29 protein-coding genes and 1 riboswitch are annotated in these 24,054 nt (G+C 37.5%); of the genes, 10 read left to right on the top strand and 19 right to left on the bottom strand.

Features of this window, described 5'->3' with window-relative positions; genetic code table 11:
- The first annotated feature begins 85 nt into the window (after positions 1–85).
- From JNUCC25_RS05150 to JNUCC25_RS05140, 3 genes are all read left to right on the top strand, one after another.
- The gene (locus JNUCC25_RS05150) at positions 86–1,636 is read left to right on the top strand and encodes a glycoside hydrolase family 10 protein (protein ID WP_064471361.1); all 1,551 of its coding nucleotides are present in this window, start codon (positions 86–88) and stop codon (positions 1,634–1,636) included.
- A gap of 90 nt (positions 1,637–1,726) precedes the next feature.
- The gene (locus tag JNUCC25_RS05145) at positions 1,727–2,221 is read left to right on the top strand and encodes an NUDIX hydrolase (protein WP_064471360.1); all 495 of its coding nucleotides are present in this window, start codon (positions 1,727–1,729) and stop codon (positions 2,219–2,221) included.
- A 143-nt stretch (positions 2,222–2,364) separates the two neighbouring features.
- Entirely contained in the window at positions 2,365–2,547 is a 183-nt protein-coding gene (locus tag JNUCC25_RS05140) for a CsbD family protein (RefSeq protein ID WP_013055716.1), read from the top strand.
- Between the two features lie 30 nt (positions 2,548–2,577).
- Here JNUCC25_RS05140 and JNUCC25_RS05135 read toward each other — a convergent pair whose 3' ends face one another.
- The 3 genes from JNUCC25_RS05135 to JNUCC25_RS05125 form a co-directional block, all read right to left on the bottom strand.
- On the bottom strand, positions 2,578–3,237 hold the full coding sequence (locus JNUCC25_RS05135; protein WP_064471359.1) for a haloacid dehalogenase type II: 660 nt from the start codon (positions 3,235–3,237) through the stop codon (positions 2,578–2,580).
- A 129-nt stretch (positions 3,238–3,366) separates the two neighbouring features.
- A complete protein-coding gene (locus tag JNUCC25_RS05130; protein WP_013082017.1) occupies positions 3,367–3,840 on the bottom strand; it encodes a hypothetical protein in 474 nt (157 codons plus the stop codon).
- Positions 3,841–4,062: 222 nt separating this feature from the next.
- Positions 4,063–4,230, bottom strand: coding sequence for a hypothetical protein (locus JNUCC25_RS05125; protein ID WP_170959558.1), 168 nt, complete (start codon positions 4,228–4,230; stop codon positions 4,063–4,065).
- Positions 4,231–4,378: 148 nt separating this feature from the next.
- On the opposite strand from JNUCC25_RS05125, the gene JNUCC25_RS05120 reads away from it, so the two are divergent.
- Entirely contained in the window at positions 4,379–4,828 is a 450-nt protein-coding gene (locus tag JNUCC25_RS05120) for a staygreen family protein (protein ID WP_028407691.1), read from the top strand.
- Between the two features lie 26 nt (positions 4,829–4,854).
- Here JNUCC25_RS05120 and JNUCC25_RS05115 read toward each other — a convergent pair whose 3' ends face one another.
- The 6 genes from JNUCC25_RS05115 to pgsB all read right to left on the bottom strand — a co-directional run bounded on the left by JNUCC25_RS05115 (position 4,855) and on the right by pgsB (position 11,241).
- Entirely contained in the window at positions 4,855–6,417 is a 1,563-nt protein-coding gene (locus JNUCC25_RS05115; RefSeq protein ID WP_029324924.1) for a gamma-glutamyltransferase family protein, read from the bottom strand.
- A gap of 123 nt (positions 6,418–6,540) precedes the next feature.
- Positions 6,541–6,744, bottom strand: coding sequence for a CapE family protein (locus tag JNUCC25_RS05110; protein WP_063670776.1), 204 nt, complete (start codon positions 6,742–6,744; stop codon positions 6,541–6,543).
- A 20-nt stretch (positions 6,745–6,764) separates the two neighbouring features.
- On the bottom strand, positions 6,765–8,327 hold the full coding sequence (locus JNUCC25_RS05105) for a gamma-glutamyltransferase family protein (RefSeq protein ID WP_029324923.1): 1,563 nt from the start codon (positions 8,325–8,327) through the stop codon (positions 6,765–6,767).
- 29 nt (positions 8,328–8,356) lie between these two features.
- Positions 8,357–9,553, bottom strand: coding sequence for a CapA family protein (locus JNUCC25_RS05100; protein ID WP_013082012.1), 1,197 nt, complete (start codon positions 9,551–9,553; stop codon positions 8,357–8,359).
- Between the two features lie 40 nt (positions 9,554–9,593).
- Positions 9,594–10,043 carry a poly-gamma-glutamate biosynthesis protein PgsC gene (gene pgsC / locus JNUCC25_RS05095; RefSeq protein ID WP_013055707.1) on the bottom strand — a complete coding sequence of 150 codons (450 nt, stop codon included), beginning with the start codon at positions 10,041–10,043 and terminating at the stop codon, positions 9,594–9,596.
- Between the two features lie 16 nt (positions 10,044–10,059).
- Complete coding sequence (pgsB, locus tag JNUCC25_RS05090; RefSeq protein ID WP_013055706.1) at positions 10,060–11,241, bottom strand: poly-gamma-glutamate synthase PgsB; 1,182 nt, start codon at positions 11,239–11,241, stop codon at positions 10,060–10,062.
- Between the two features lie 909 nt (positions 11,242–12,150).
- Here pgsB and JNUCC25_RS05085 point away from each other — a divergent pair.
- From JNUCC25_RS05085 to JNUCC25_RS05065, 5 genes are all read left to right on the top strand, one after another.
- Positions 12,151–12,804, top strand: coding sequence for a hypothetical protein (locus tag JNUCC25_RS05085; protein WP_098448955.1), 654 nt, complete (start codon positions 12,151–12,153; stop codon positions 12,802–12,804).
- A gap of 84 nt (positions 12,805–12,888) precedes the next feature.
- The gene (locus tag JNUCC25_RS05080; protein WP_014461312.1) at positions 12,889–13,479 is read left to right on the top strand and encodes a TetR/AcrR family transcriptional regulator; all 591 of its coding nucleotides are present in this window, start codon (positions 12,889–12,891) and stop codon (positions 13,477–13,479) included.
- A 42-nt stretch (positions 13,480–13,521) separates the two neighbouring features.
- Positions 13,522–13,863 (top strand): quaternary ammonium compound efflux SMR transporter SugE, encoded by a 342-nt coding sequence (sugE, locus tag JNUCC25_RS05075; RefSeq protein WP_014461313.1) that lies wholly within the window; start codon positions 13,522–13,524, stop codon positions 13,861–13,863.
- A gap of 1 nt (position 13,864) precedes the next feature.
- The gene (locus JNUCC25_RS05070) at positions 13,865–14,179 is read left to right on the top strand and encodes a DMT family transporter (protein WP_029324920.1); all 315 of its coding nucleotides are present in this window, start codon (positions 13,865–13,867) and stop codon (positions 14,177–14,179) included.
- 73 nt (positions 14,180–14,252) lie between these two features.
- Entirely contained in the window at positions 14,253–14,426 is a 174-nt protein-coding gene (locus JNUCC25_RS05065) for a twin-arginine translocase TatA/TatE family subunit (RefSeq protein ID WP_013055701.1), read from the top strand.
- Between the two features lie 28 nt (positions 14,427–14,454).
- On the opposite strand, the gene JNUCC25_RS05060 is transcribed toward JNUCC25_RS05065, so the two are convergent.
- The 9 genes from JNUCC25_RS05060 to JNUCC25_RS05020 all read right to left on the bottom strand — a co-directional run bounded on the left by JNUCC25_RS05060 (position 14,455) and on the right by JNUCC25_RS05020 (position 21,376).
- Positions 14,455–15,987, bottom strand: coding sequence for a diguanylate cyclase domain-containing protein (locus JNUCC25_RS05060; RefSeq protein ID WP_240524177.1), 1,533 nt, complete (start codon positions 15,985–15,987; stop codon positions 14,455–14,457).
- 373 nt (positions 15,988–16,360) lie between these two features.
- Positions 16,361–16,588, bottom strand: coding sequence for a helix-turn-helix domain-containing protein (locus JNUCC25_RS05055; protein ID WP_013055697.1), 228 nt, complete (start codon positions 16,586–16,588; stop codon positions 16,361–16,363).
- 4 nt (positions 16,589–16,592) lie between these two features.
- Entirely contained in the window at positions 16,593–16,739 is a 147-nt protein-coding gene (locus tag JNUCC25_RS05050) for a YvrJ family protein (protein ID WP_013055696.1), read from the bottom strand.
- On the bottom strand, positions 16,732–17,343 hold the full coding sequence (locus tag JNUCC25_RS05045; protein WP_029324918.1) for a sigma-70 family RNA polymerase sigma factor: 612 nt from the start codon (positions 17,341–17,343) through the stop codon (positions 16,732–16,734). The genes JNUCC25_RS05050 and JNUCC25_RS05045 overlap by 8 nt, the downstream gene beginning before the upstream one ends.
- 197 nt (positions 17,344–17,540) lie before the next feature.
- Positions 17,541–17,720 carry a hypothetical protein gene (locus JNUCC25_RS05040; RefSeq protein WP_055989280.1) on the bottom strand — a complete coding sequence of 60 codons (180 nt, stop codon included), beginning with the start codon at positions 17,718–17,720 and terminating at the stop codon, positions 17,541–17,543.
- A gap of 148 nt (positions 17,721–17,868) precedes the next feature.
- The gene (locus tag JNUCC25_RS05035) at positions 17,869–18,312 is read right to left on the bottom strand and encodes a TlpA family protein disulfide reductase (protein WP_013055693.1); all 444 of its coding nucleotides are present in this window, start codon (positions 18,310–18,312) and stop codon (positions 17,869–17,871) included.
- Between the two features lie 117 nt (positions 18,313–18,429).
- Positions 18,430–18,972: a peroxiredoxin gene (locus tag JNUCC25_RS05030; protein ID WP_014461319.1), complete on the bottom strand. Its 543-nt coding sequence runs from the start codon at positions 18,970–18,972 to the stop codon at positions 18,430–18,432.
- A 612-nt stretch (positions 18,973–19,584) separates the two neighbouring features.
- Positions 19,585–20,571 (bottom strand): Gfo/Idh/MocA family protein, encoded by a 987-nt coding sequence (locus tag JNUCC25_RS05025; protein ID WP_053486894.1) that lies wholly within the window; start codon positions 20,569–20,571, stop codon positions 19,585–19,587.
- Positions 20,572–20,743: 172 nt separating this feature from the next.
- On the bottom strand, positions 20,744–21,376 hold the full coding sequence (locus JNUCC25_RS05020; RefSeq protein ID WP_013055690.1) for an NAD(P)-dependent oxidoreductase: 633 nt from the start codon (positions 21,374–21,376) through the stop codon (positions 20,744–20,746).
- A gap of 423 nt (positions 21,377–21,799) precedes the next feature.
- Between JNUCC25_RS05020 and JNUCC25_RS05015 the strand changes: the two genes are divergently transcribed.
- Positions 21,800–21,997, top strand: coding sequence for a cold-shock protein (locus tag JNUCC25_RS05015; protein ID WP_013055689.1), 198 nt, complete (start codon positions 21,800–21,802; stop codon positions 21,995–21,997).
- Between the two features lie 47 nt (positions 21,998–22,044).
- Here the strand turns inward: JNUCC25_RS05015 and JNUCC25_RS05010 are convergent, their stop codons facing one another.
- On the bottom strand, positions 22,045–23,373 hold the full coding sequence (locus JNUCC25_RS05010) for an amidohydrolase family protein (RefSeq protein ID WP_064471356.1): 1,329 nt from the start codon (positions 23,371–23,373) through the stop codon (positions 22,045–22,047).
- Positions 23,374–23,873: 500 nt separating this feature from the next.
- A riboswitch (purine riboswitch) is annotated at positions 23,874–23,975 on the bottom strand.
- Positions 23,976–24,054: the final 79 nt, after the last annotated feature.

Genomic DNA, 24,054 nt, shown 5'->3' with positions numbered 1-24,054 from the left:
CATTAAAATCTATTGTGAATATAACGACCGCATGCTATATTATGAAAGAAATTTTATCTCAACCAAAAAAGAAGGAGGAACGAACATGCATATTAAAAAATGGGTTGGAGGCATCTTGTTTTTGCTGCTGTTTTGTTCGAGCACATTGCCTGCTAAAGCAGACGTACCTACCACATATCAAAAACGGGAGCTCCGAGCCGCTTGGATTGCAAGCGTATACAATATTGACTGGCCTTCTCAGCCTGGTCTTCCGGTTGAACAGCAGAAAAAAGAGTTTACCTATTTGCTAGATGAAGTCAAAAAGATGGGGATGAATGCTGTTGTCGTTCAAATTAAACCGACCGCCGATTCCTTTTATCCGTCAAAATATGGCCCGTGGTCAGAATATTTAACCGGTACACAAGGAAAAGATCCCGGCTATGATCCTCTGGCCTTTATGGTAGACGAAGCACACAAGCGCAACTTAGAATTCCACGCATGGTTTAACCCTTACCGCATTACAATGAATCATACTGATTTAAACAAACTAGCCGATAATCATCCTGCCAAACAACATCCTGATTGGGTCGTCTCCTACGGAAAACAACTCTACTACAACCCAGGTATTCCAGAAGTAAAAAACTTTATTATTGAAGAAGTGCTCGAAGTCGTAAGAAACTATGATATTGATGCTGTTCATATGGACGACTATTTTTATCCTTACAAAATTGCAGGTCAAACGTTCCCAGATCAAAAAACATATGAAACCTACGGTGTTCAAACGTTTCCCAATATTGAAGACTGGCGGCGTGACAATGTGAATCAGCTTGTTCAGGATTTAAATAAGTCTATAAAAAAAACAAAATCATACGTGAAGTTTGGCATCAGTCCGTTCGGCGTATGGCGAAACATCGCTAATGATCCAACCGGCTCTGAGACGACTGCCGGACAAACAAACTATGATGATTTGTATGCCGATACGCGTAAGTGGATTCAAAATGGATACATTGATTACATCACTCCGCAAATTTATTGGAATATCGGATTTGAACCCGCTGCTTACGATACGCTGCTCACCTGGTGGAGAGATGAAGTGCGCGGAAAGCCAGTCCACCTTTATATTGGACAAGCTGCTTACAAAATTAATAACAACGCGGTGGAAGCTTGGTCTGATCCCGATGAGTATCCAAGGCAAATTGCTCTAAATCACCAGTTTCCAGAAGTACAGGGAAGCATGCATTTTAGCCTGAAAGATTTGAACCGAAACCCGCTAGGAATAAAAGACAAGCTGCAAAACGATATTTATAAACACCCTGCGCTTATTCCAGCAATGCCTTGGCTTGATAATACGGCACCAAAAGCACCAAAATTAAAAAATGCGGGCCCTCATACAAAAGAAGCAGCATTTGAAATTCGAGATCACCAGCAGAATGATTCCGCTTATTATGCCATTTATCGCTTTCAAGGCAATAAAAAAGGCGACATTAACGGCGCAGAAAACCTGCTGACAACCGTTCGAAAAACAGGAGAAAAACAATTGTTTGTAGATCCAAATGCACTCAAAAATCAAACATACACATATGTTGTAACCTCTGTTGACCGTTTGCATAACGAAAGTGCCGTTTCCCGCACGCTTACTGTAAAAGCATCTCATTAAAAAAGGTTCTATAGCAAAATGTATGGTAGGATAAAGAAATCAAACTATGCTTTATCAAGCCATTCTGTTATAGAAAGTAGTGAAAAAAAGATGGAACCAAACTATGATCGCGCCTTTGGCGTATATGGAATTTGTATGCGAGATAACAAGATGCTTGTTATTCGAAAAAATAGAGGTCCGTATATTCATCGTTTTGATTTGCCAGGCGGACAGCTAGAGCACGGTGAAACATTAACGGCAGCGATGAAAAGAGAATTTGTGGAAGAAACAGGCTTTGAGATTAACATTGTTTCTCAAGCGGGTACAACAGATTTTCAGTATCCCTGTAAGTGGAAAGAATTTACTCACGTGCATCACATTGCCGTATTTTATTACGTAGACATTGCCGGCGGTGAGCTTCTTTCCAACCCCGTACAGTTTGAAGGACAGGATTCTTTGGAAGCATTGTGGATTGCAACGCAAGATCTCAACATCAATAATGCTTCACCTCTTGTTCTAAAAGCAGTGGAATCTTTGAGCTTATTATCATGGCCTTATGAATCTCAGATTTATGATGATTGGGAGCTTAAAACCTCCGAACAATAGTAATGATAGTGCCTAAACATTACTCCTGAATATCGTACGCTTAGCTTCTGTTTAAGTTAAAATCAGAAAATATGTTTAATTTCTTTCTAATGGTGGAACAGACAAGTAACACTACTTAATTACTAATAGAAAGGAAGATTAAAATGAGTAAAGGTTTAGGAGATAAAATTAAAGGAAATGTATCAAAAGCTAAAGGTGAAGTAAAAGATCAAGTGGGAAATGCAACGAATAACCGCGACCTTCAGCGTGAAGGAAAAGCTGAGAAAACAAAAGGAAATGCTCAAAAAGCAGTAGGCGAAACAAAAGATACATTTAGCAATAAATAAAAAAGGACGAGCTTAATGCTCGTTCTTTTTTTATTTAGTAAGCTGATTTAAGCTCTTAATGATTACGTTTGGCTGCAATTCTTTATGTTCAGCTACATTTCCTTTTCGGTTGACCCAAGCCGTTGCGAACCCGTAGTTTTTAGCACCGGCAATATCCCATGTATTCGATGACAAAAATAATACTTCTTCTCTTTTTGCGTTCATTTTATTTTTTGCATAGTGATAGCTTGCCATCGTAGGCTTGTACTGTTTGATTTCGTCTACGGAAATAACGTCTTCAAATAAATGATTCATGTTGTGATAAGAAACAAGCGGATCAATCATGTGCTTAGGACCATTCGTAAAAATAGCCAGACGATATCCTTTTTCTTTTAAATAGGCGAGCACCTCTTTGACCTCATCGTAGACATTCAGCTTCATGTAAGCACTCATCAGCATTTTTTCTTCGTGTTCCGTTAAATCAATATCATTTGCTTCTGCTGCATATTTCAGGGATTGATTTGTTAATGTATAAAAGTCAACGTATCGTCCCATCAGCTGATATTGCATTGCATATTCAATTTGCTTCAAACGCCATAAATGGCTAATCCTTTCTCCTCGTTCCGGATACAGCTTATCACACGTTTCAATAACGGTATGTACATCAAACAGTGTTCCATATGCATCAAATAAAATCGTTTTAAATTTCATCTGTGTTCGCCTCCTTCTTTCATTTTACCCACTCGCAAAAAAACATAACGTTTTTTCTGTTAAAAAAGAGGCCTATTAACAGCTGAGGTATGCTCATTTCTTATGAAGATAAAAAAACAGCAGGCTCTCCTACTGTTTATAATCCCACACGACTTTCCATTCTCCTTTTTCACGAACAGCATACACTTTTTGCACCAAATCAAAGTTTCCATATTTCCCTTTATACGTTTGGATAACGGTCATTTCGTAAACCACAGGAAACGCTTTACGATCATTTTCCATCTTCCAGCTCTTTCTTTTTTCAACATCTTCAATGGAATACGTAAAAGTGTCTACCCCGAAATGATTGAGAAATACGTGTGCTCGATCTTGTATGTATGCACCTTTTGTCCACTTCTTTTTCATGGATGAATGAAAAAGATCCCATGATTCCGAAAAGTTCCCTTCCTGTTCTAGCGTATAAAATTCTTTTACAGCAGATTTGGCTTGATGACTCGGAGAAAAAAATGTAAATTGAAACATCCAAACTCCCAGCGCAATAACAGAAAGAAACACAGCTACTCCTAAACTTCGCTTCAAAAGCAGTGTTTTTTTTCGATACAAGTAAAAAGCCCCTTTATCAAAAATGCAGTATACAACAGCTTATTCGATATCGGGGCTTTTTAGTATTGCCGGACTAAACTTATCCGGCATATCTTTAAAAAAGAGATTGAGACATAACGAAATCAATGGAATCTACGTTCACCCTAACCATAAAAGATCCGAACAATTCATTGTTCGGATCTTCCTTCAACTAAACTACGTTTGTCCCAGCCTCTTTCGTCGCTATACAATGTGAAAAGCCATTTGCATGGCTGCTAAAAAGCCCACGAACACAAGGCCCGTCACGAAACCCTCTTTCCAATCTGGCCGGTCCCCTCGAACAAATTTAGCAATATCATACGATAGCATCGCTGCTAAAAAAATTGATAAGACAATATACAGCGGCTCCATCTTTTATCACCCACTATTTCTTTTCTTCAGTGTAACAACTTTTTCATAAGTATGCATGTAAGAAAAACAGCTTAAAATTCTTGACGAATGTGTGAAATTTCTCTTTTTTATGCATAAACTACTTAAAAGCGTGAAAGGAAGATGCCCTTTGTCTGCTTTTAATCCTCAGCAATTTAGCGTCACATACCGGCAAGGAAGCACGCCTACCTTTCCTTTTATTGGGCGACGCTATACGCTCACACATTCTGAACAAACAGACGATTTATTTCTTTGGATCGACGAAAAGTTTGCTGTTGATCAATTAAATGAGCAGCGAAATGAGCTTTTTGCCGAATGGCTCCACAAAGACGGTGTTGATACGCTGTATGTATACGTATTTATTGGAAATGAACAAACGGAAAAATCCGTTCAAGCCATACGATATGCTATTTTCAAACAGGAAATGCCTTACTTGCTAAAAGCTTTGCGCTACGGTGATGCCACGTTTTTCAACGCTCACCCTGCTTTAGATCGTTCGCCTATTTACGTACATTTTCATTCCAGCGACAAAGATTTTCATTCCATTCGATATTTTCAAACGCCTTCTCACTATGCCTAAGCATATGAGAAGGAATCTTTACTTCGTTAATCTCCTGTTTTCCAAACTCCATTTCTTCTAGGGTCTCCGGCTCCTTCCATTTGTTTATCTTGAAAATTAATGGTTAACGCTTGGATACCTCCATAAAAGACGTCGCTTTCCTTTGTTTCTATTCGAAACGCAGAAGGAATATTTTTTGTATTTAAATCGGGCTCTACATAAATAATCGAATCGTCAAAAATAAATCGCGGTTCGTTTACAGCTTCTTGAAGCGGTTCATTTCCTTCAAGGTTTTTAGAAAGTACCTGAGTTAAAATTTGAGGAATCCGCGTTCCGCCCGGAGAACCTATTCCCATCGCCCACTCACCTTTTTCTCTTATAATAGTTGGAGCCGTAAAAGTTCTTGCTCTTTTTCCCGGCTCGCGATTATTCGGTTCTTTGCTTCCAAAGGTATCAGCATTGTTATTAAGAAAAAAGCCGTCAACTTGTTCGCCTGTACCAAAGAAGTTACTCAACGTATTGGTTGTAGATACGACGGTTCCTTCTGAATCAATAACCACAAAATGTGTTGTACTTTCGTGTTCTTCATCGCCTTCACCTGAAGAACGTGTCGGGTGATTGACCAAGTTTGTTATATAATCATCACTAACTAATTCACTTGAGTTTTGATTATGAAAATCTGGATCGCCGATTTGTTTTAACCGGTCGGAGTAAGCTGCTTTTTTAATTCTGTTCATCGTTTCGTAATATTCTTTGTCAGGCATTGTTTCAAGATTTTCTTTCTCTGCCATTTTTAACATTTGAATCAGCGTAATTCCGGAAAAAGGCGGAGGCGCTGAAATCACTTCCGTTCCATTGTAAGCAGAAACGACAGGCTTGGTTTCTGTCACTTGATAGGAAGATAAGTCTTTTTTAGAAATAGGCGTTGCATCAGCAAGATCTTGTGCCACGTCTCCTTTATAAAATGCAGATGCACCTTCCCGCTGAATCTTGATTAGCGTTTTAGCTAACACGGGCTGCGACAGCGTTTCCCCTTCTTCGATTGCTTCTCCCTTCGGATAAAAAGCGGATAGATCGTCTACATCCATCCTTCCTCTAGAGTAATACAATCGAGAAGATAAAAGAGAGTCTACTTCAAACCCTTTTTCAGCGTATTCAACAGCCGGCTGAATTAAATCATTCATTGATTTTGTACCATACTTCTGCTGAATATATTCCATACCAGCGACAAATCCCGGCACGCCGTTTTTACCGTTCATAGAAGCTGGAGCGGTTTCCCGGTAATCGATAAAGGTAGCAGGCTGATCTTTTTTGGCAATCAGCATACCTCCACCTCCACCAATTCCGGATCCAAAAGGTTCGACTACATTGAGGGCATACGAAATAGCAATGGCCGCATCTACTGCATTCCCCCCTTCTTTTAATACGTCCATCCCTACATTTGCTGCCAGAGAATTAGAAGAGCTCACACCATAAGAATGATCATTATTTTTTTTTAGGAGCTTTTTAGGATTAAATTCTGTACTTGATTGAGTCATAAAGAAAACGGCTATAACGCCGATTAACAACAAAACAGCAACAATATTAAATAACAGTAATTTTTTATTCACACATTCCCCTCCATTTTTACTCATATGTATATTTTGTGAAGCGCTTTCATTTTTATCCATAAAATACATTGGACACAAAAAAGACATCGCCCCGGACGATGCCTTTTTATCACTATATATGTTTTATTTCCCAGACACTGCTGCAGCATCATTTACTGCATCTGCAGCAGCAGATTTTGTTTGTTCAATCATTTTTACGTTATTTTCAATTTTTTGCTGTTCATCTGTTGAAAGAGTAGCCGGATGTTTTAAAGCTCCAAGTCCTGCTACTACTCCTGCTACAATAGCAATTGGTCCTACAATCCCTACGATTCGTTTTGCGATCATTTTCTATTCCTCCAATTAAGTTAGTCTGTACTTTTTTCCCATAAACCGTGGCGGCGCGGATCAGCGTCACCTTGAATCTTATTTTTCTTTAAGTCTTTCACAAGTGCTTGAACGCCTCCGTAAAACATCGCGTTATCATTGTTTTTTAAGTCATAGCCGTACGTTTTTAAACCATCTTTAGTTGACTGTTTAAGCTTAGCTTCTGAATAAAACTTATGAGAATCAAAAATGACACGCTTGTTTTCTACTGCGTTTTTAATGGAATCTTTGTCTTCAAAATAATCCCCAATTACTTGCGTTAACACTTGAGGAATGCGATTTCCTCCCGGTGTGCCAATGGACATTACCCATTCATCACCTTCACGAATAATGGTAGGGGCTGTAAATGTTCTTGGACGCTTACCAGGTTGACGCTTATTAATTCCTTCCCCAAACGTATTGAGCGTATTATTTAAAAAGAATCCATCTACATATTCACCGCTGCCGAAGAAATTACTCAGCGTATTCGTTGTTGATACAACGGTTCCTTCACCGTCCATGACAACAAAATGAGTGGTACTTTCATGTTCTTCGACATCGCTTACTTTGGTATGATCTGTTTCAGTATTATTTAATTTATTACGAAGTAAATGCACGTAATGATCGTCGATCCAATCATTTGGCGTTTCTTTTATAAAAGCCGGATCAGCAATTTTTTTCAAGCGGTCTTGATAAGCTACTTTTGAAATTTGACCAAGAAAATGATAATAAAGACTAGGATGCGATTCCTTCAGCTTCCAAATATCTTCTTGATCCGTCATTTTTAACATTTGAATAAGCGTAGCACCAGCAAAAGGCGGAGGTGCTGAAATAATTTGATGACCTTTATAATTTGTCGATAGAGGTTTGCGTTCAACAGGCGCATACTTTCGCAAGTCTTTGTGACTTACTTTTGTTTCTTCTGTAATATCGTCTGCAATTTTTCCTCTATAAAAAGCATTTGGCCCTTCTTCCTTAATCTTTTGCAGCGTGTTCGCTAATTCATGCTGTTTGACAATTTCACCTGTGTTAATGGCGTCCTTATCTGGATAAAAGCTAGGAATTTCATCTTCATTCACATTACTTTTGTATGAAACCAGCCTATCGTGCAAATCTTTGTCCACTTTGTACCCATTCTCGGCATAGTTAATGGCCGGGTCGATTAGTTTGCTCATCGACATAGATCCGTAGTGGTGCTGAATATAATCCATACCAGCGACGAACCCTGGTACGCCAATCTCATCTTCTTTATCATTCTTAGGTGCAATTTCTCGGTAGTCAATAAATGTTGGAGAGGCATCTGCTGGATCAATCAGCATTCCGCCGCCTCCCCCAAGTCCTGATCCGTACGGTTCCACAACACCAAGCGTGTAGGAAATGGCAATAGCTGCATCAACTGCTGTACCGCCTTGTTTAAGAATTTCCATACCTACTTTTGTGGCGCGAGGATCTGAAGTACTTACTGCATATTCTTGTTTTGGAAACATAAATTGATAAACACATACACCTACTATGAGTGAAAAGATGACAATGGAAACAATAATTGTATTACGTTTATTTATCATCTTTTACCTCCTCTGTGTATGACGGGCTATTAGTTAGCTTGCGCTTCGTTCTTTTTGCGCTCCTCTGCATGTTTTATAATGCGAGAATGATCTAAGTTTAATTCAAACTTGTTTCGTTCTTTTTCTAACAGTTCAGGGTTTGAAGAAAACTTGTTTAAATCGTTATAAATACGCTTCATGCGCCAAGGGTTATCTGTTGGAGTTGGTGTACCTGCTTTAATAACCATTGGAATAACATCAATTTTAGCTTGTCCCTGCTTGTTTAAATGATATTGAACCATCGCTGTATTTTTTGTACTTGACCACCCTTGGTCAAAAATAAAGTTTCCTAAGCTATAGAAAATAACCGAACCTTTATATACGTCATATGACTGTAAAACATGCGGATGGTGACCAATGATAATGTCCGCACCAGCGTCTACCATCGCTTTTGCTAGTCCTTCTTGACGAGGACTTGGCTGTGCATCGTATTCTTCACCCCAGTGGGCATTTACTACAACTAAATCAGCATTTGCTTTCGCTTGCTGAATCGTGCTGAAAATAAGATCCGGATCTGCTTTTAAAATACCTGGGTTGTTTTTTCCAGCCGACATTCCGTCTGAATGTACATCTGTAAAACCTACTGTTGCAATGCGGATACCGTCAGCATCTTTATACGAAATATGCTTTGCTTCTTCAGAGTTACGGCCAGCACCAACAAAATCTAATTTGTTTGCTTCAAAAGTAGAGATCGTATCTTCTAACCCTTTTGCACTGTAGTCCATTGAATGGTTGTTCGCTAAGTTTAATACGTCGAAACCTGCATTTTTAACAGTCGCTAGATCAGCAGGCTTACTATATAAATGAATACCTTTTTCCATTGCTTTATATGAATCTACGTCATTTGTTAAAATCGGCGTTTCGTAGTTCCCGCTTACGTAATCCGAATTTTTAAAGAACGGCTCCACGTTGCGGAATACAAAATCTTCTCCGTAGCGTTCAGTTACTTCTCTTACATGGCGACCCATCATAATGTCTCCGACCATAGTCATCGTTAAATCATTATTGGCCTCTGGATTAGCCGTCTCAGGGTTTTCAAGAGCATCCGAACGCTCCATCCATCCTGAAAGAGCTAAAATTACGATTAAAATTGGCGTTAAGATAAGAGCTTGCTTGCCCGTGGTAGGCTTTGTTTTCTTTATAAACATCAATACTTTTTCTTGAAAGTTTAATTTTTTCTCTTTCAACGCTTTCACCTTCCTTTACCAGCTGCGGTTTGTTTGTGTATTAAAATAAATAATAAACTTGCATAATTCCAAATGTTACACCACTTAATAAAACCGTTGTTCCAACTGTTAAAGGAAGACCTTGCTTTTGCATTGTATTTGCAATTAAGCCCGGTACAATGATACCAATTCCGCGTAATTCAAACACTTCAAACGGCAAGATCGGGAAGAAATAATCAAATGCAACTTTAATCACAATACCCGTAATTAACATCGCTGTAAATTTGCGACGTCCATATAAAATAACTACTTTTGAGATTCCGTACACGACGATAACATACGTTAAAATACTAATTAAGAAAATCATTAAAATGGTAATTGGCTGATCAAATACAAGAGCTAAATACCCCGGTACGATAAGACCGGCTGGCAATACGCCCGTTTTTTCTGTAAAAATTAAGCTTAGTGTAACCCCTAACACAAGGGCGATATATAAATCTGATCCGAACATGAAATGGCCTCCTAGATTAAACTGCTTTTCTCATCTTTTTCATTTCAATAATAGCTTCAACAAGCGGCTCGGCTGAACCGTGGATATTTCCGACACCGTATACGATACGATCTTTTAAATAAGGCTTCATGCGCTCTAAAATTTCTTCTGTAGAAGCGCCTTCCATATCCCAGAATTCTTTTGTTGGCAATTCGCCTCTTTGATATGCTGCAGCGATTGGTGAGGTCGTCTGACCAATTGCAATCATTACGTCCGCTTCAATGTATGGCATTACATCTTCAGCAAATTGCTCCGTGCGATCTACACGGTCCGGACGGCAGTTCATAATGACAATAGGAAGCTTTTCACTATAGTTCATTGAATCTACACGTTCCCAAATACGAAGCGTGGAAGAAGCGTCGTTGGCAGCAAATCCATTTACTAAAAATGCTGGATTTTTTTCATCGCCAAACGTTGTAATTCTCATAGCTCCTGGGTCAGGCTGAGCATTTAACATTCCTCTCATCGCTGTTTCAGCATCGATACCAAGTGCTTCTGCTACTGCTAAACCGATGGAAGCATTATCAGGGAAAACCATATAATCAAATTCACGTAAATACTCTTCAGATACTTTATCATTGTCAGCTACAATAACTTTTGTGTTGCGCTCTGCGGCTATTTTTTTATAGTATTCCAAATATGGACCTTCAATTGTAACAAGGTGGCCATCGTAAGGAATAGTAGCAGTGAACGCTTGAGCAACTTCATCTAGAGTTGGACCCATTACATCCATGTGATCTTCTAGTACGTTTACAATTACGCCTACCTTAGCTTGAATCAGCTGATTTTGGAATGTGATTTGATAATCAGGCTGTACCGCCATACATTCACAAATAAGAGCTTCCGCGCCAATATCGGCAACTTCATTTACCACTCGTCGCTGTTCTCCAATGTTCGGACCTTCTTTACGACGAATAATTGGTTCTTCTTCACTTGTATGCCAGTAGATCATACGCGCTTGTGTTCCTGTCGTTTTCCCTACTGTTTTGTAACCTGCTTCTTTTACAATACCTGTAATCAATCGTGTAACGGTGGATTTTCCGCGAATACCATTAACATTCACTCGTACAGGAATTGAATGCAGCTTGCGTAAATGTCTGCGATACTCCCAAACGCCATACCCTACTAAAAATAGGCAGCATAGGATAATTAAGATCATGTTTCATTCTTCTCCTTCCAAACTTCTCCTGTTGGATACGTTATGAATGCTTTTGATTCATAATGATAGATATACGATTTCATAGTTTCACTCCCTATATATATGTATGGGAGCTAAATCAATTAACAGCGCTAGCATGCTGCTAAAACACCTGCTTTGAAAAATGGACTCGAGTACCAATTTCAACAGCTCTAAAACTATCATCTGCGCTCATTAGTGGTCAATAGCTCAAATGTTATATATTCTTACAATTCCGATTGTCTATTCACCGAATTAAAAACTCATCGTTTTATTTGAAATTTACAGAATAGGTCTAAAGTTTATTTACCTAGAAAAATTCCATCGATACCTTTTTTTACCATAATAACAGGAATATTTTATACACCACTCTTACAATTAACACACGGAATTATTACGTAATTAAAAATTTCTTAACTTTAGAAAACGTTTTGTAATATAAAGGTGGGATAAAAAATATTTTATCCCATTAATTCCTTTTTATGGATATACCAATTGGATTTGTCTAACAACCGTACCTGTAAGGATGATAGATAGATATAAAAGTAAGAAAAATACATTTATTTATCATTTTATGCTTACATTTAACTTACTTAAATAGAAAGGACATTAAATATTTTTTTCTAATTATATAAGCATTTAGACTCAATGTATTCCTAGTTCTTTTGTTGTTATTTTATAGATTTCCTTTATTTAATAATCAATTCAGTAAATCTAAATCTCTTGACTATGGCCTCTTTTCCTATTTTTATTTCAATATTTTCTGAATCTTTCTACCGATAAAGGCGTCTTTCGTCCGTTAAGATTTCCTAGAAAAATGCATGATTTCTCACTTTTTTGGCATATGATGCTATCATAAAAAGAAGAAGTATCATCAAAAGGAGGAAAACAATGGTTGATACAATCCTTTATTTTCTATTTTCTTTTTGCTATATTGTCCTGTTTTTCTTTAGCATATATGTAGTGCGAAAAAACACTTCGCCGTTTTACATGCTTTTTCTTCCTTTAGTAATAGCTGGACTAATTTACGATAATATAATGATTGGGATTGGTTCATTTATCGGTGAAGGCGATACTTTACGTTCACTTAGCATGCTTCGCTTTTGGTTTCACGCTTTATTTACCCCTACTTTGGTGCTCTTTGCGTATGGCGTAGCGAAATATTCGACGATTACATGGGCTAAAAAACCTGTTGCCGGCATTCTTTTTTTGCTAACTACGTTTGCCTTAATTAGCTATGAAACACTCGAGACGATTAGTCAGCGTATGGAAGTTGTACGTGAATATGGCATTGTTCGCTATACATTAGTGGGATCATCCGGTCCACCCCTTATGGTTCTCATTGTGGCGATTATTTTGCTTTTTGTTGGAATTTCCTTATTTCGCAAGACGCGCTGGAGCAGTATGATGATTGGAGTAGCCGTGATGATTGTAGGAAGTGCCGTGTCAATTCCTATACCAAGCACAGCTGTAACAAATACGTTTGAGCTTATTTTTATCTTCTCTTTATTTTTAACTCAGCGTCATTTAATGAAAATACATTAAAAAGAAGCGATTCCCTTGCTTCTTTTTTTTATATTTGATATCTTTTACCTAACGACCGTTAGTTAGATTGAGGAGGAGCTTTTCTTGAGTGAATTATCAACTGTAGAAAAAATTAGAGCTGCAGCAATGGAGCTCTTTGGAGAAAAAGGCTATACAGAAACATCGCTTGCTGATATCTCATCAAAAGTAGGCATAAAAAAACCTTCCCTGTACGCTCATTTTAAGAACAAAGACGACTTATTTTTACTAACCGTGCATGATTTAATGAATTTATTTTTAACAAAGTTATCTGTTATATACGAACAGCATAAAACAAAGTCTGCTAAAGAACAGCTTCACTGCTTTGTTGTAGATTTCTGCACGATGATTGAAAAAGATTCTTTTGGCCAGATGTACCGTCGTCTTATTTTGTTTCCACCTGAACATTTACAGTCGGAAGTAAAAGCTATTTTCTTAAGAAGCGAACGATTGTCTGATCAAATTCTGCATGCTATTTTTACACAGGGAATGGCTGAAGGCGAAATAATTGAACGTCCGATTGATTTGTATATCAATAGCTTTTATTGTTTAACCGACGGACTGTTCATTCAGCGCTTTTATTATGAACCAGAGTATTATGACCAAAAAATCCACGATGCTTGGACAATATTTTGGGAAGGCATACGTGCTAAATAGGCCCTGTAAAAAGGGCTTATTATTATGTAAGGAGGAATTAAAATGGCTTGGATTTACCTTATTATCGCTGGTTTACTCGAGATTGTATGGGCAATTGGCTTAAAATATTCACACGGATTCACTGAATTAACTCCAACAATTATTACGATCGTCACAATTGTCATCAGCTTTTATTTCTTTTCAAATGCCTTAAAAAAAATTGCTGTCGGAACAGCTTATGCAGTGTTCACTGGTATAGGAGCTGCAGGCACAGCGATACTTGGAATGACCGTTTTAGACGAAGGCGCAAATATTGGAAAGATTTTATTTTTAGGATTAATGATCTTTGGAATCGTTGGTTTAAAGTTAATTTCTACCGAAGAAACAGAAAGAGAGGAATCTTAACATGGCTTGGATTGCATTAATAGCTGCCGGTTTTTGCGAAGTGGGATTTGTGATTTTCTTAAAACTTTCAGATGGATTTAAGCGATTGTTTCCTTCGATTGGATTTATCCTTTTCGGTGCAGGAAGTTTTTATTTTCTCTCCTTAGCATTAAAGCAAATACCTCTTGGAACAGCTTACGGTATATGGACGGGAGTAGGGGCTGCCGGAAGCGTACTTCTTGGCATGTTTTTCTTTCGCGAAGCAAAAGATATGCGTCGAATTTTATTTATTTTTTGTATTGTAGCAGGTGTAATCGGCCTTAAAATCACTGGATAAGGGTGTACTACTTCCCCTCTTTTCATGCTATACTAAACTTGTAAACACTTTCAAAAAATAGGAGACGATGACAATGAACCTTGGGTTTGGAGAAATTGCCTTAATTGTATTTGTCGCTCTATTGCTTTTTGGCCCAAAGAAACTGCCGGAATTAGGCAAAGCTGCCGGAAAAACGTTAAAAGAGTTTAAAAACGCTACAAAAGGAATTATGGAAGAAGACGAAAAAGAAAAAGCTCCTCCTAAATAAGAGGCTTATATCTGTTTTAAAAGCTGACTCAAACGTTTGAGTCAGCTTCTTTGTGGTGAGAATATACTGAAATTCGATTTCGACCCGTACGCTTTGCTTCATATAAAGCCTGATCTGCTTGATGGACAATTGAAATGGGGGGTATGTTTTCGGATGGAACGACTGTCATTATTCCAACACTGATTGTGACACACTTAAACACGTCAGAAGCTTGATGGATAATTCCACGCTGCTCCACTTGCTGTCTAATAGCTTCTGCCATTTTTATCGCTTCATATTGATTAGCTCTAGGAAGCAATATACCAAACTCTTCTCCTCCGTATCTTGCGACAAAAGCCGGTTCATCAAAAACAACGCTTTTAGCAATATTCGCTACTTCTTTTAAGCATTCGTCTCCTTGAATATGGCCATAGGTGTCGTTATACGCTTTAAAATAATCAATATCAAATAAGAGAAAAGAAAGCGGCTCTTTTTCTTTCTTTGCGTATCCCCACTCAATTTCCAGCTGTTTATCAAGAGATCGGCGGTTGTTCAGACCTGTTAAGCCATCTTTCATAGACAGCATTTCAAGCTTTTTATTGGCTTTGCGAAGATCACACTCAGCCTTCTTTTTCTCCGTAATATCTCGATATTCCCAATAGTGACCAATATACACATGACCTTCATAGATTGGAATGTAGTCCCGCGCATAAATTTTACCGTTAATAAACGTAATTTCTTCATCTACTATTGACTCTTTTGAATAAACGGTGCTTTCTACCGTTTTTAAAAACCTAGCAGGATCTTTCAACATAGGAGCGTGAGATAAAAACAGCTGATTACTTTTCAATCCAACGTATTGATTAGGAGGTCCGGGTATATCAAACATGTCACAAAAAGTTTGATTAATAACGGCTACTTCGCGCTCTGGCGTTTCAATCATGGTACCTGTCTTTGCATTTTGAACCATAACCGAAAACATTTTAGACAGCTTTTTATGCTGACTTGTCGTTACTCGAGATACATATATATATCTACCTACCAGATACACCAAACACCCACCTATAAAAGAAGCAGGCAGTAAATAAATGATAATTGTAGCAGCGTGCTTGATATCTTTAAAAAGAAAGGACAATGAGAAGAATACGCAAAGCAAGCTAATAGAATTCATTAATTGAAAACGAATAAATGGACGATAAGGTAAGCGAACCGTCCACCCAGACAGTAAAGCCATTACGATAATTGTAGCAGCGCCTATTATTCCGCTTGCCGTAATTCCAAACAAAAGCAGACGCATTACCCCTATAATACAAGCCGCAATGATAGCCGGTACCATTCCTGCATAAAGACAAACAATTGTCACCGCTAAAAAGCGAAGGTCAAGAATAATAGTAGAATCTATTTTAATTGTATATATCATTAAAATGCTGCCTAATAGGCCGTAAGAACATCCGTAATAAATTAAGCGATACATTTTGTACCGGTTTATTCCTTCTACTCTATAAATGATTTGCTCTCGAACTATACTCGCAGCAAACATGAAAGAAATAATTAACGTGATATTAAAGAGAAGTTGACTCACTTTATTCTTCACCTCTTTCCAAAAGCTAAAACAAAAAACAATAGGCTTCTTAGCTTACATATTATTTACTGCCGCTTTTTTATAAATCGTGCTGTTTGATTTATCGAACAGCACGATTTTTTCCTTCATTAAATAAAACTCTTCTATCCTCTATTCGTTGCCGACAACCCTCTCTATATGAAGAGTGATTATCTTCCTTTTATACAAGAAATTCTACTTGTTAGTATACTACTAAACTCTATTTGCACACATCACTTTTTACCTTTTTTTTAATATTTATCCATTTTATATTTTTTGGATTTTTCACTGTAAGGTAAGTAGTGAAACTGCAGCAAAAATAAAAAAAGAGCGTCGATACAACGAGCGCTCTTTTTTATTTATGGCGTAAAAATTCCCAAAGTCCTGGCGTTTTGGAAAAATCAAACGTCTTAACAGCGGAAAGAATTTTAATCTTTAAATCTTGCTTTACGTCTTCTCTCTCATGCAGCGAAAAGCTTTGAACAGCTTTATTTAGTTTTGGTTCCAGCTTTTTTAATAAACGCCTTGACGCCTCTTCATCTCCAGCTTTCACTTTATTTACAAGCTCATATAGAGTTTCCATTTCTTCACTTCTTTCTTAAGTCAGTTGTTAATTCTTCCACTTTTTCTTCAAGTCGCTTTATATTGTTTTCTACACGCAGTAATAAATAAAAAGAAAGGACAGCGGGAAATCCTACGTTTCCAACAAGTTGAAGCCACTGAGGATCAAACATATCTATCACTCACCTTCATAATTTTTTTTAACTTGCTTAGCGCACGTTGATAATGACTAGAAACCGCTTGCTGAGAAATAGAAAAATAAGCAGCGATTTCTTTATGAGTCCAGCGTTCGACAATAATCAAGTGCAGCATACACTGCTGCTTGGCCGTTAATTGGCGAAATGCATGATGAAGAATACGATTTTCGAGTTGATTTCCTAAAAATCCATGCTCCCATACAGCCCCGTCCTGTACTCCTAGCATATCTTCCACTGTTCGATTTCCATCTAGCGCAGCCGGCTGCTGCAGGCGAAGAGGAATATAAGAACGCTCTTTTTCTTTGACACGCATAACATCTCTGGAATAATGTCTGCAAAGCTTGTTAATATAATGAAGCAATCTAACTTCGCTATAAAACTGATGAAATTCTTTGTTTAGAAGTATTTGTTCTTTTGTATCATTTTTAACAACCGCTTTTTGTAATCGCTCATAGCGTTCTGGTGTCAAAAATGTATTCATTATATGAGTCTGAAGAGTTGCGCTGTGGTTTGTAAGAAATGTATGAAAGGTACATTCTTTGTCGTGCCGCTTTTCTTGCTGCGAATAGAGCTGAGTCATTGTGCAAATCTCCTCCTTTTTTTCTTATACTTATTAAAAAGGGAGAAAAGAGTAAAATAACAACACCAAAACGAACATTTGTTCTTATATAAATTTAACTATATTAGGTTTTTTATGTCAATATGATGAAAGGCTTATTAATGATTGAAATGACTCAGTAAAAAATAAAAAAGAGATTGAGACATAACGAAATGAATCTAATTTAAAGACGAACAAATAGGATACATGAGCTGATCCGCTTGTGACACGGCCGTTGATTTCCGTGCAAGACTTCGCTTTCCGCGGGCGGCCGGTGAGCCTCCTCGTCGCATGCGCTCCTGTGGGGTCTCACCTGTTCCGCTTTTCCCGCAGGAGTCTTCGCTTTGCCCTCCAATCAACTGCTATAGGAACGAAACAGATGAAATCTACGTTCAGCCTAGCAAAAAAAAACGAACCGCTAATCAAACATGTTGATCAGTGGTTCGTTTTTAACTTCGTCTAAAATATTTTTATCCCGGCCCTTTTTATTTCTTCTTCATGTAGAGATTATTCTTCGCCTAAGACGCGGTTAATACGTTTGCGAAGCATCGGCATTCCATTTCCACCCGCTTGGAAATGACGAAGCTGACCTTCTTTATCAAATACATAATATGCTGGTACATATTTATTTTCAAAAGCGTCTGTTAACTTATGCTCACTGTCTACGTAAATTGGCTGAGTAATATCGTGTCCCATGGCCATTGCCTCAATAACACCCATATCTAAGTCATCTTCCGAACGAGGCATATGAACCGCTACAACATTCAATTGATCATCATACTCATCACGAAGATCATTAACTTCAGGCATTGCTTCTTTACATAAATGGCAGCTTACTGACCAAAAGTGGATAAGCGTTGCTTTATCACCTACTAAGTCTTCCTTTGTTACTTCGTCGTTAATCCAAGATGTTGCTCCAGTTAATTCAGGCATTTGTTCACGTAATTTCATTTTAAAATCCTCCTTATTAATAAAAACTGAATATTCTGTCTTTTATAGTTAGAAAACTATCTTTTCTATTTTAATGGCAGCAGTAGAGGAATTTCTCCTCTACTCCACCGCTATTTATTAAAGTGTTTTTTGACCTGGTTTCCAGTTAGCTGGGCAAAGTCCGCCAGTTTGAAGGGCTTGAAGTACACGTAATGTTTCTTCTACGCTGCGGCCGATGTTGTTATGGTTTACAACTGCGTATTGCAATTCACCTTCTGGATTAATAATAAATAATCCGCGAAGCGCTACGCCTTCTTCTTCAATTAACACGCCGTAATCACGTGCTACTGCATGAGTTGGATCTGCAGCTAATGGATAATTCAAATCTCCAAGTCCATTATCTTTACGATCTGTGTTAATCCAAGCTAAGTGAGTATGAATTGTATCTGTAGAAACGCCTACAACTTCAGCATCTAGATCTTCAAACTCTTCGTAGTGATCTGATAGAGCTGTAATTTCTGTTGGACATACGAATGTAAAGTCCATTGGATAGAAGAACAATACTGTCCATTTACCGTTTTTCATATTTTCTTCTAAACTTACTTTTCCAAATTCCTTATTTGCAAGTACTGCTTCCATTTCGAAGCGTGGTGCTTGTTTTCCTACCATACGTTCTGCCATGTCAAAACCTCTCCTTGTACAATGTATTTCACAAGCTTATGCTTGTATGTATTATTTTTAATGCAATCAATGACAGTTTCTATTTGATAACGATTATTAGTATCATTATAAACTAGTAATGACTATTGATTACATTCTTTATTATACACGAGCTATTATTATAGTCAATACTTTTTTATAATCATTTTAATCTAGGATTAATTATCGAATGTTTTGCACTCTTTTTATTCTTTACTTTGATTAATCCTATGTATGCAGGGATGAATAAAGATAGAAGATACTAAAAAACTTCCCTTGTTTCAACATATTTGCTTTTAAAATGTGCTGTAGCAAGATTTCGAATCTCAATTATGCTCTTTATAACCACAATAAAAGAGAATGAGACATAACTATCTCAAACCAATTTAGAGACGAACAAATTGGAAAATGATCTAGTATGGATGACTGGTTACACCGCTGTTGATTTCCGTGCAACAGCTAGAAGCAACTTCATACATGAAACTTACTTTTACCCTACCCATGAAAAAATCCGAACGAGGTTGATTCTCCATCAAGAATCAACCTCGTTCGGATCTTTCTTCAACTAAACTACTTTTGTCCAGCCTCTGTTATTTATTTCTCATCATTTGGATATACAAGACCGATTTGCTCTCGCACTTTATCCATCACGTGCATTGTTAAATATGAATTCTCATAAGAATTTGTGTCTGATTCCATCTTTCCTTGCTTTAACAGCTCTACGAATTCATTTAGTTCATAGTACATAGCAGGATAAGGCTGATCGACCGTTAACTCTTCTACCCGTCCGTCATTGTATCGAATTTCTACCTTTTCAGCGGTATGTATTTTGTCAATAATCATACTGCCTTTTTCTCCTTGAATTTCACTTGGCAAATGCGAATTTGTAATCTTAGAATACATGATGACCGCGTCGCGATCTTCGTACTCTAACGCAACTGACCCTTCTCCATCTACTCCAGATTCTAGCATAAACGCCGTTGCCTTTATTTTATGAGGCCCTCCAAACAACGTAATCAGAGGATAAAGACAATATACACCTAAATCCATCAGTGAACCATTGGCAAGCTCTGGCTTAAAGGCATTAAGCACGATACCTTCTTTGTATTTATCGTAACGAGAAGAATACTGACAGTAAGATGCAACGTATTTCCGAATTGGCCCAATTTTATGTAAGTTCTCTTGAATCACTTTGAAGTTAGGAAGAAGGGTTGATTTCATCGCTTCCATTAGTAACACCTTGTGATTTTTGGCTGTTTGAATCATGCGGGTTACTTCTGCTGCATTGGCTGCGAGCGGTTTTTCACACAGTACATGCTTGTTATTTTTCAAAAATAAGATAGCTTGTTCCGCATGATAAGCATTTGGAGTAGCAATATACACTGCATCAATTTCAGCACTCGCTGCCATTTCCTCTAAATCAGTAAATATATGAGGAATATCATATTTACCTGCAAATTCTTCTGCTTTTTCAATGGTTCGAGAATAAACAGCTGCAAGCTGAAAGTCGTCTACATACTGAGCTGATTCTAACAGTCGATCTGTTATCCAGTTTGTTCCTATTACGCCAAAACGAATCATCTTTTCATCTCCTTTTTATCATCTATGTTGTATTGTATCGTTTTTAAAAAGAAAAACGAAGAAATAATAAAAATTCTATACCATTTTCCATTGCTTTATATCTATTTTGTTTTATATAAAAAACAGCTCACAACAAATGTAAGCTGTTTTTCAATATGACTCAAACGTAAGCTTATGCTTTCTCACCCACTACAGCAAAACGTTCATTCACATGGTTTTTATTTTCTAACTCATCTATTAAAGCAATCGCATAATCAGCATAGCTAATATAACTTTCATTTTGACTATTTGTGATCACATGATCTTTTCCTAATTGATAGGCTCCCGTGCGAGCACCTTCTGCATCAAAAAAGGCTGCTGGGCTTAAATAAGTCCAATTTACAGTCGACTTTTCAAGTTCTTTTAAACCTTTCCCCATGTTTGAAGCCGTTGGATAATAAGCTGCTGGAAAACCTTCTGTGCTCATTAAAGGCGTTGTTTTTTCTGCATCTACAAATAAACTTCCCGCTCCGCCCACTACTGCGAGTCGCGTTTGAACACCTTGAAATACTTTAATAAGTGATTGTATAGACTCAACGTGGAGCTGTTCGCTTCCAGGAGGTGCATTAAATGCATCTACCACAGCATCGAACTGTTCAATATCTTTTGAAGTAATGGCAAAAATATCTTTTTCCATTACGTTTGTTTGATTTTTTAGTTTAGAAGCATTTCGAACAATGGCTGTTACTTCATGTCCTCTCTGTTTTGCTTCTTCCATAATTAATTGACCTGCTTTTCCTGTTGCTCCAATAACACCAATTTTCATTTTTATTCTCTCCTTTTATTTTCGTTGTAACCATTATAGTTACATAAAACACAAAAAATTTGAGCCTTTTATAGCACTGCTAATTCTTCTCAGCTTGTTGTAACCATTATAGTTACACATTATTCAATTTGTCAACCTCGCTATTCATTTTTTTTACGAGATAAAAGATTTTAGTGATTGCTAAAGATCCACAAAACAATAGCTTATTTGCCATTTCAAAATATATCCATATTTTCAACTTATTTTTATCTCAGAGTACTTTTTTATGAAAAAAGGTTTCTTTTTTATAAAAAAGTGTTATACTAGGTATATTATTTCTTGTTCGGTGTTAACAAATAGAAAGACTTTCTTTAAAGTGATTCTTATTGAAATTGAGCAGAGATAGTAATATATTCGTGGATTTTCCACACAGGAGGTACTACAATGGTACAAGGTAAAGTAAAATGGTTTAATGCAGAAAAAGGTTTTGGATTCATCGAAGTAGAAGGACAAGACGACGTATTCGTACACTTCTCAGCTATCCAAGGCGAAGGTTTCAAATCACTTGAAGAAGGTCAAGAAGTTACATTTGAAATCGAAGATGGAGCTCGTGGACCACAAGCTGCTAACGTTCAAAAGTAATTGATTAAGAAGCTGTCACTAATGTGACAGCTTCTTTTTATGTCTATTTAACCAATTAAAATTTGATTTTCCTGCCAAAGGTTAGTTAAGTTCGTATCAGCGAGCCGCTGATGCGTCTCCTTTACGCTAAGCCAGCGATGCTTGTTGAAAACAAAGCGAGTTTCGGGAAGTTCAGTCCATATTTCCTGTACAGACTGGACATTTAATAGAACAAAGTTTGCTTCGTTTCCTTCTTCCACTCCATACTTTTCTTTTCCAATCAGCCGGGCTGGTATACTTGTAATCATTCGGAGCAACTGCCGCTGATCATCCGGACTTCCCATATGTGCAGCATAGGCAGTTAGTAACCCTACTTGCAGCAAGTCTGCTTTTCCAAACGGATGAAAGGGGTCGTTCACGTTATCAGATGCAGTAGCAATTGGAATCGCTGCTTTTTGTATGTCGCGAATACGCGTTACGCCTCGTCTTACAATTCCTTTATCTTCTCTTCCCTGTAAATATAAATTAGAAGCAGGTAATGTGACAACTCCAATTTTCGCCTGTTTCAAAAGGTTTAAGATTTCTTTCACTTTTGCATCAGTCATTCCTCCAAGCGAGCAAAGATGCCCCACTACCACTTTTCCTTCCATATTCAGTTCAATTGTTCTCTGAGCAATATTAATTATTGTATCAACAGACGGATCATCGCTTTCATCCACATGTAAATCAAGAGGTTTATTGTAGGCTTGAGCCAGCGAAAATAGAGCATCAATCTCTTTTTCTGGATTTCTAGCTAAATGAGGACAGCCTCCAATTGCATCAATTTCAAGATCGAATGCTCGTTCAATTTTATTCATCTTATGCATATCATCAATGTCTAGGTTAGAGAATAGCGGAACAACCTGCATGTCCATATATGGGCTTAATTCATCTCTCACTTCGACAGCCGCTTGTAAACTTCGAAATAAACTATCTTCTTCCATGCTGCAGTCAAAATCAATATGCGTTCGAATCGTAGTCGTACCGTTAGCTAATGCCTGCAAAGCAGTTTTAAACATTCGCTGCTTAATTTCTTCTTCTGGAAATGCCGGCAGGCTGCTGCTGTAATTTTTAATGGCTTCTTGAAGAGTTCCAGATATATTGGGCACTTGAGGAAGCGAATGAGCTTTGTCTAAATGCATATGCATATCTACAAATCCTGGTAATAGCACACGACCCTGTGCATCAAGTGACGTTTCTTTTCCTAACACGGCCGCGTGCAGCGGAAAAAACTCGTCACCTTCAAGATAACCGTTTTGTAAAACGATAGAAGTATACATTCCATTTGAAATTTTCACTTCAAAAAGAGCGTGATCGTGCATAATTGGCAAACGAACATTAATTAAGTGAAGCAACATAATTCCCTCCTCAATTTTTCAACTTCTTCATTTTTCATAGACCGCTTTATCTTCTCTATCATTTATTGTTTAAAGCATTAATTCGCCAAATTTCGCAAATCACCTTCTCTTTAGAGACCTTTATTTACAGAGAAAAAAGCAAGAACAAAAAAAGGAGCAGCGTCCCCACGCTGCTCATCAAAGAAAAAATGCTAGAAAATAGATAGAATGTACTTCCCATGGTTAAATGAGGGCTTACAGATAAAGCTTCAGTGAGTGATTTCATGCTTTGCATCGCTATTCTCCCCAGAAAGCAATGCAGATACAAACAAGAAATTTCCATCACTCGCTCATACTGCAAATAGACACATAAGAAAAAGCCCAAACAAAGGCAGGTCTCTCAAATACAATGAGCAAAAACCTACCCGCCTGGGCTTTTATCCCTTCGGTGTCATATCCACTTCAAAAATGAATATGTGAATCGCTTGGACCAAACTTTCTACTAACGTAGAAATGGGAACCTAGATTCACTTTTTACTCATAGTCCTATCATTTACGGTGATAAGGTAGAAACGTCTGAGCCATATTCTCAAACATATATGAGTGAACCGTATTTAGCTTTTTCTTGTCTACAAATATACTATAGGTCTTTCTGTAAGTCAACTATAAACGAATAATCTTTTTAATAAAATTATATATAGT

The sequence above is a fragment of the Priestia sp. JNUCC 25 genome (assembly GCF_053667915.1).
The sequence above is the reverse complement of the archived record's forward strand: the minus strand, read 5'-3'. Positions and strand labels throughout refer to the sequence as shown.

Excerpts from the sequence above, each read along its gene's own strand:
- JNUCC25_RS05020 (WP_013055690.1), bottom strand. The coding sequence starts at position 21,376 with ATGAAAATTGGTGTTATTGGAGCAACAGGAAAAGCAGGTCAATTAATT.
- JNUCC25_RS05035 (WP_013055693.1), bottom strand. The coding sequence starts at position 18,312 with ATGAAATTACGTGAACAAATGCCTGAATTAACTGGAGCAACATCTTGG.
- JNUCC25_RS05105 (WP_029324923.1), bottom strand. The coding sequence starts at position 8,327 with ATGATAAATAAACGTAATACAATTATTGTTTCCATTGTCATCTTTTCA.
- JNUCC25_RS05135 (WP_064471359.1), bottom strand. The coding sequence starts at position 3,237 with ATGAAATTTAAAACGATTTTATTTGATGCATATGGAACACTGTTTGAT.
- JNUCC25_RS05125 (WP_170959558.1), bottom strand. The coding sequence starts at position 4,230 with ATGGAGCCGCTGTATATTGTCTTATCAATTTTTTTAGCAGCGATGCTA.
- JNUCC25_RS05065 (WP_013055701.1), top strand. The coding sequence starts at position 14,253 with ATGAACCTTGGGTTTGGAGAAATTGCCTTAATTGTATTTGTCGCTCTA.
- JNUCC25_RS05015 (WP_013055689.1), top strand. The coding sequence starts at position 21,800 with ATGGTACAAGGTAAAGTAAAATGGTTTAATGCAGAAAAAGGTTTTGGA.
- JNUCC25_RS05055 (WP_013055697.1), bottom strand. The coding sequence starts at position 16,588 with ATGGAAACTCTATATGAGCTTGTAAATAAAGTGAAAGCTGGAGATGAA.
- JNUCC25_RS05085 (WP_098448955.1), top strand. The coding sequence starts at position 12,151 with ATGGTTGATACAATCCTTTATTTTCTATTTTCTTTTTGCTATATTGTC.
- sugE (WP_014461313.1), top strand. The coding sequence starts at position 13,522 with ATGGCTTGGATTTACCTTATTATCGCTGGTTTACTCGAGATTGTATGG.
- JNUCC25_RS05050 (WP_013055696.1), bottom strand. The coding sequence starts at position 16,739 with ATGTTTGATCCTCAGTGGCTTCAACTTGTTGGAAACGTAGGATTTCCC.
- JNUCC25_RS05025 (WP_053486894.1), bottom strand. The coding sequence starts at position 20,571 with ATGATTCGTTTTGGCGTAATAGGAACAAACTGGATAACAGATCGACTG.
- pgsC (WP_013055707.1), bottom strand. The coding sequence starts at position 10,043 with ATGTTCGGATCAGATTTATATATCGCCCTTGTGTTAGGGGTTACACTA.
- pgsB (WP_013055706.1), bottom strand. The coding sequence starts at position 11,241 with ATGATCTTAATTATCCTATGCTGCCTATTTTTAGTAGGGTATGGCGTT.
- JNUCC25_RS05145 (WP_064471360.1), top strand. The coding sequence starts at position 1,727 with ATGGAACCAAACTATGATCGCGCCTTTGGCGTATATGGAATTTGTATG.
- JNUCC25_RS05140 (WP_013055716.1), top strand. The coding sequence starts at position 2,365 with ATGAGTAAAGGTTTAGGAGATAAAATTAAAGGAAATGTATCAAAAGCT.
- JNUCC25_RS05010 (WP_064471356.1), bottom strand. The coding sequence starts at position 23,373 with ATGTTGCTTCACTTAATTAATGTTCGTTTGCCAATTATGCACGATCAC.
- JNUCC25_RS05030 (WP_014461319.1), bottom strand. The coding sequence starts at position 18,972 with ATGGCAGAACGTATGGTAGGAAAACAAGCACCACGCTTCGAAATGGAA.
- JNUCC25_RS05045 (WP_029324918.1), bottom strand. The coding sequence starts at position 17,343 with ATGACTCAGCTCTATTCGCAGCAAGAAAAGCGGCACGACAAAGAATGT.
- JNUCC25_RS05070 (WP_029324920.1), top strand. The coding sequence starts at position 13,865 with ATGGCTTGGATTGCATTAATAGCTGCCGGTTTTTGCGAAGTGGGATTT.
- JNUCC25_RS05110 (WP_063670776.1), bottom strand. The coding sequence starts at position 6,744 with ATGATCGCAAAACGAATCGTAGGGATTGTAGGACCAATTGCTATTGTA.
- JNUCC25_RS05150 (WP_064471361.1), top strand. The coding sequence starts at position 86 with ATGCATATTAAAAAATGGGTTGGAGGCATCTTGTTTTTGCTGCTGTTT.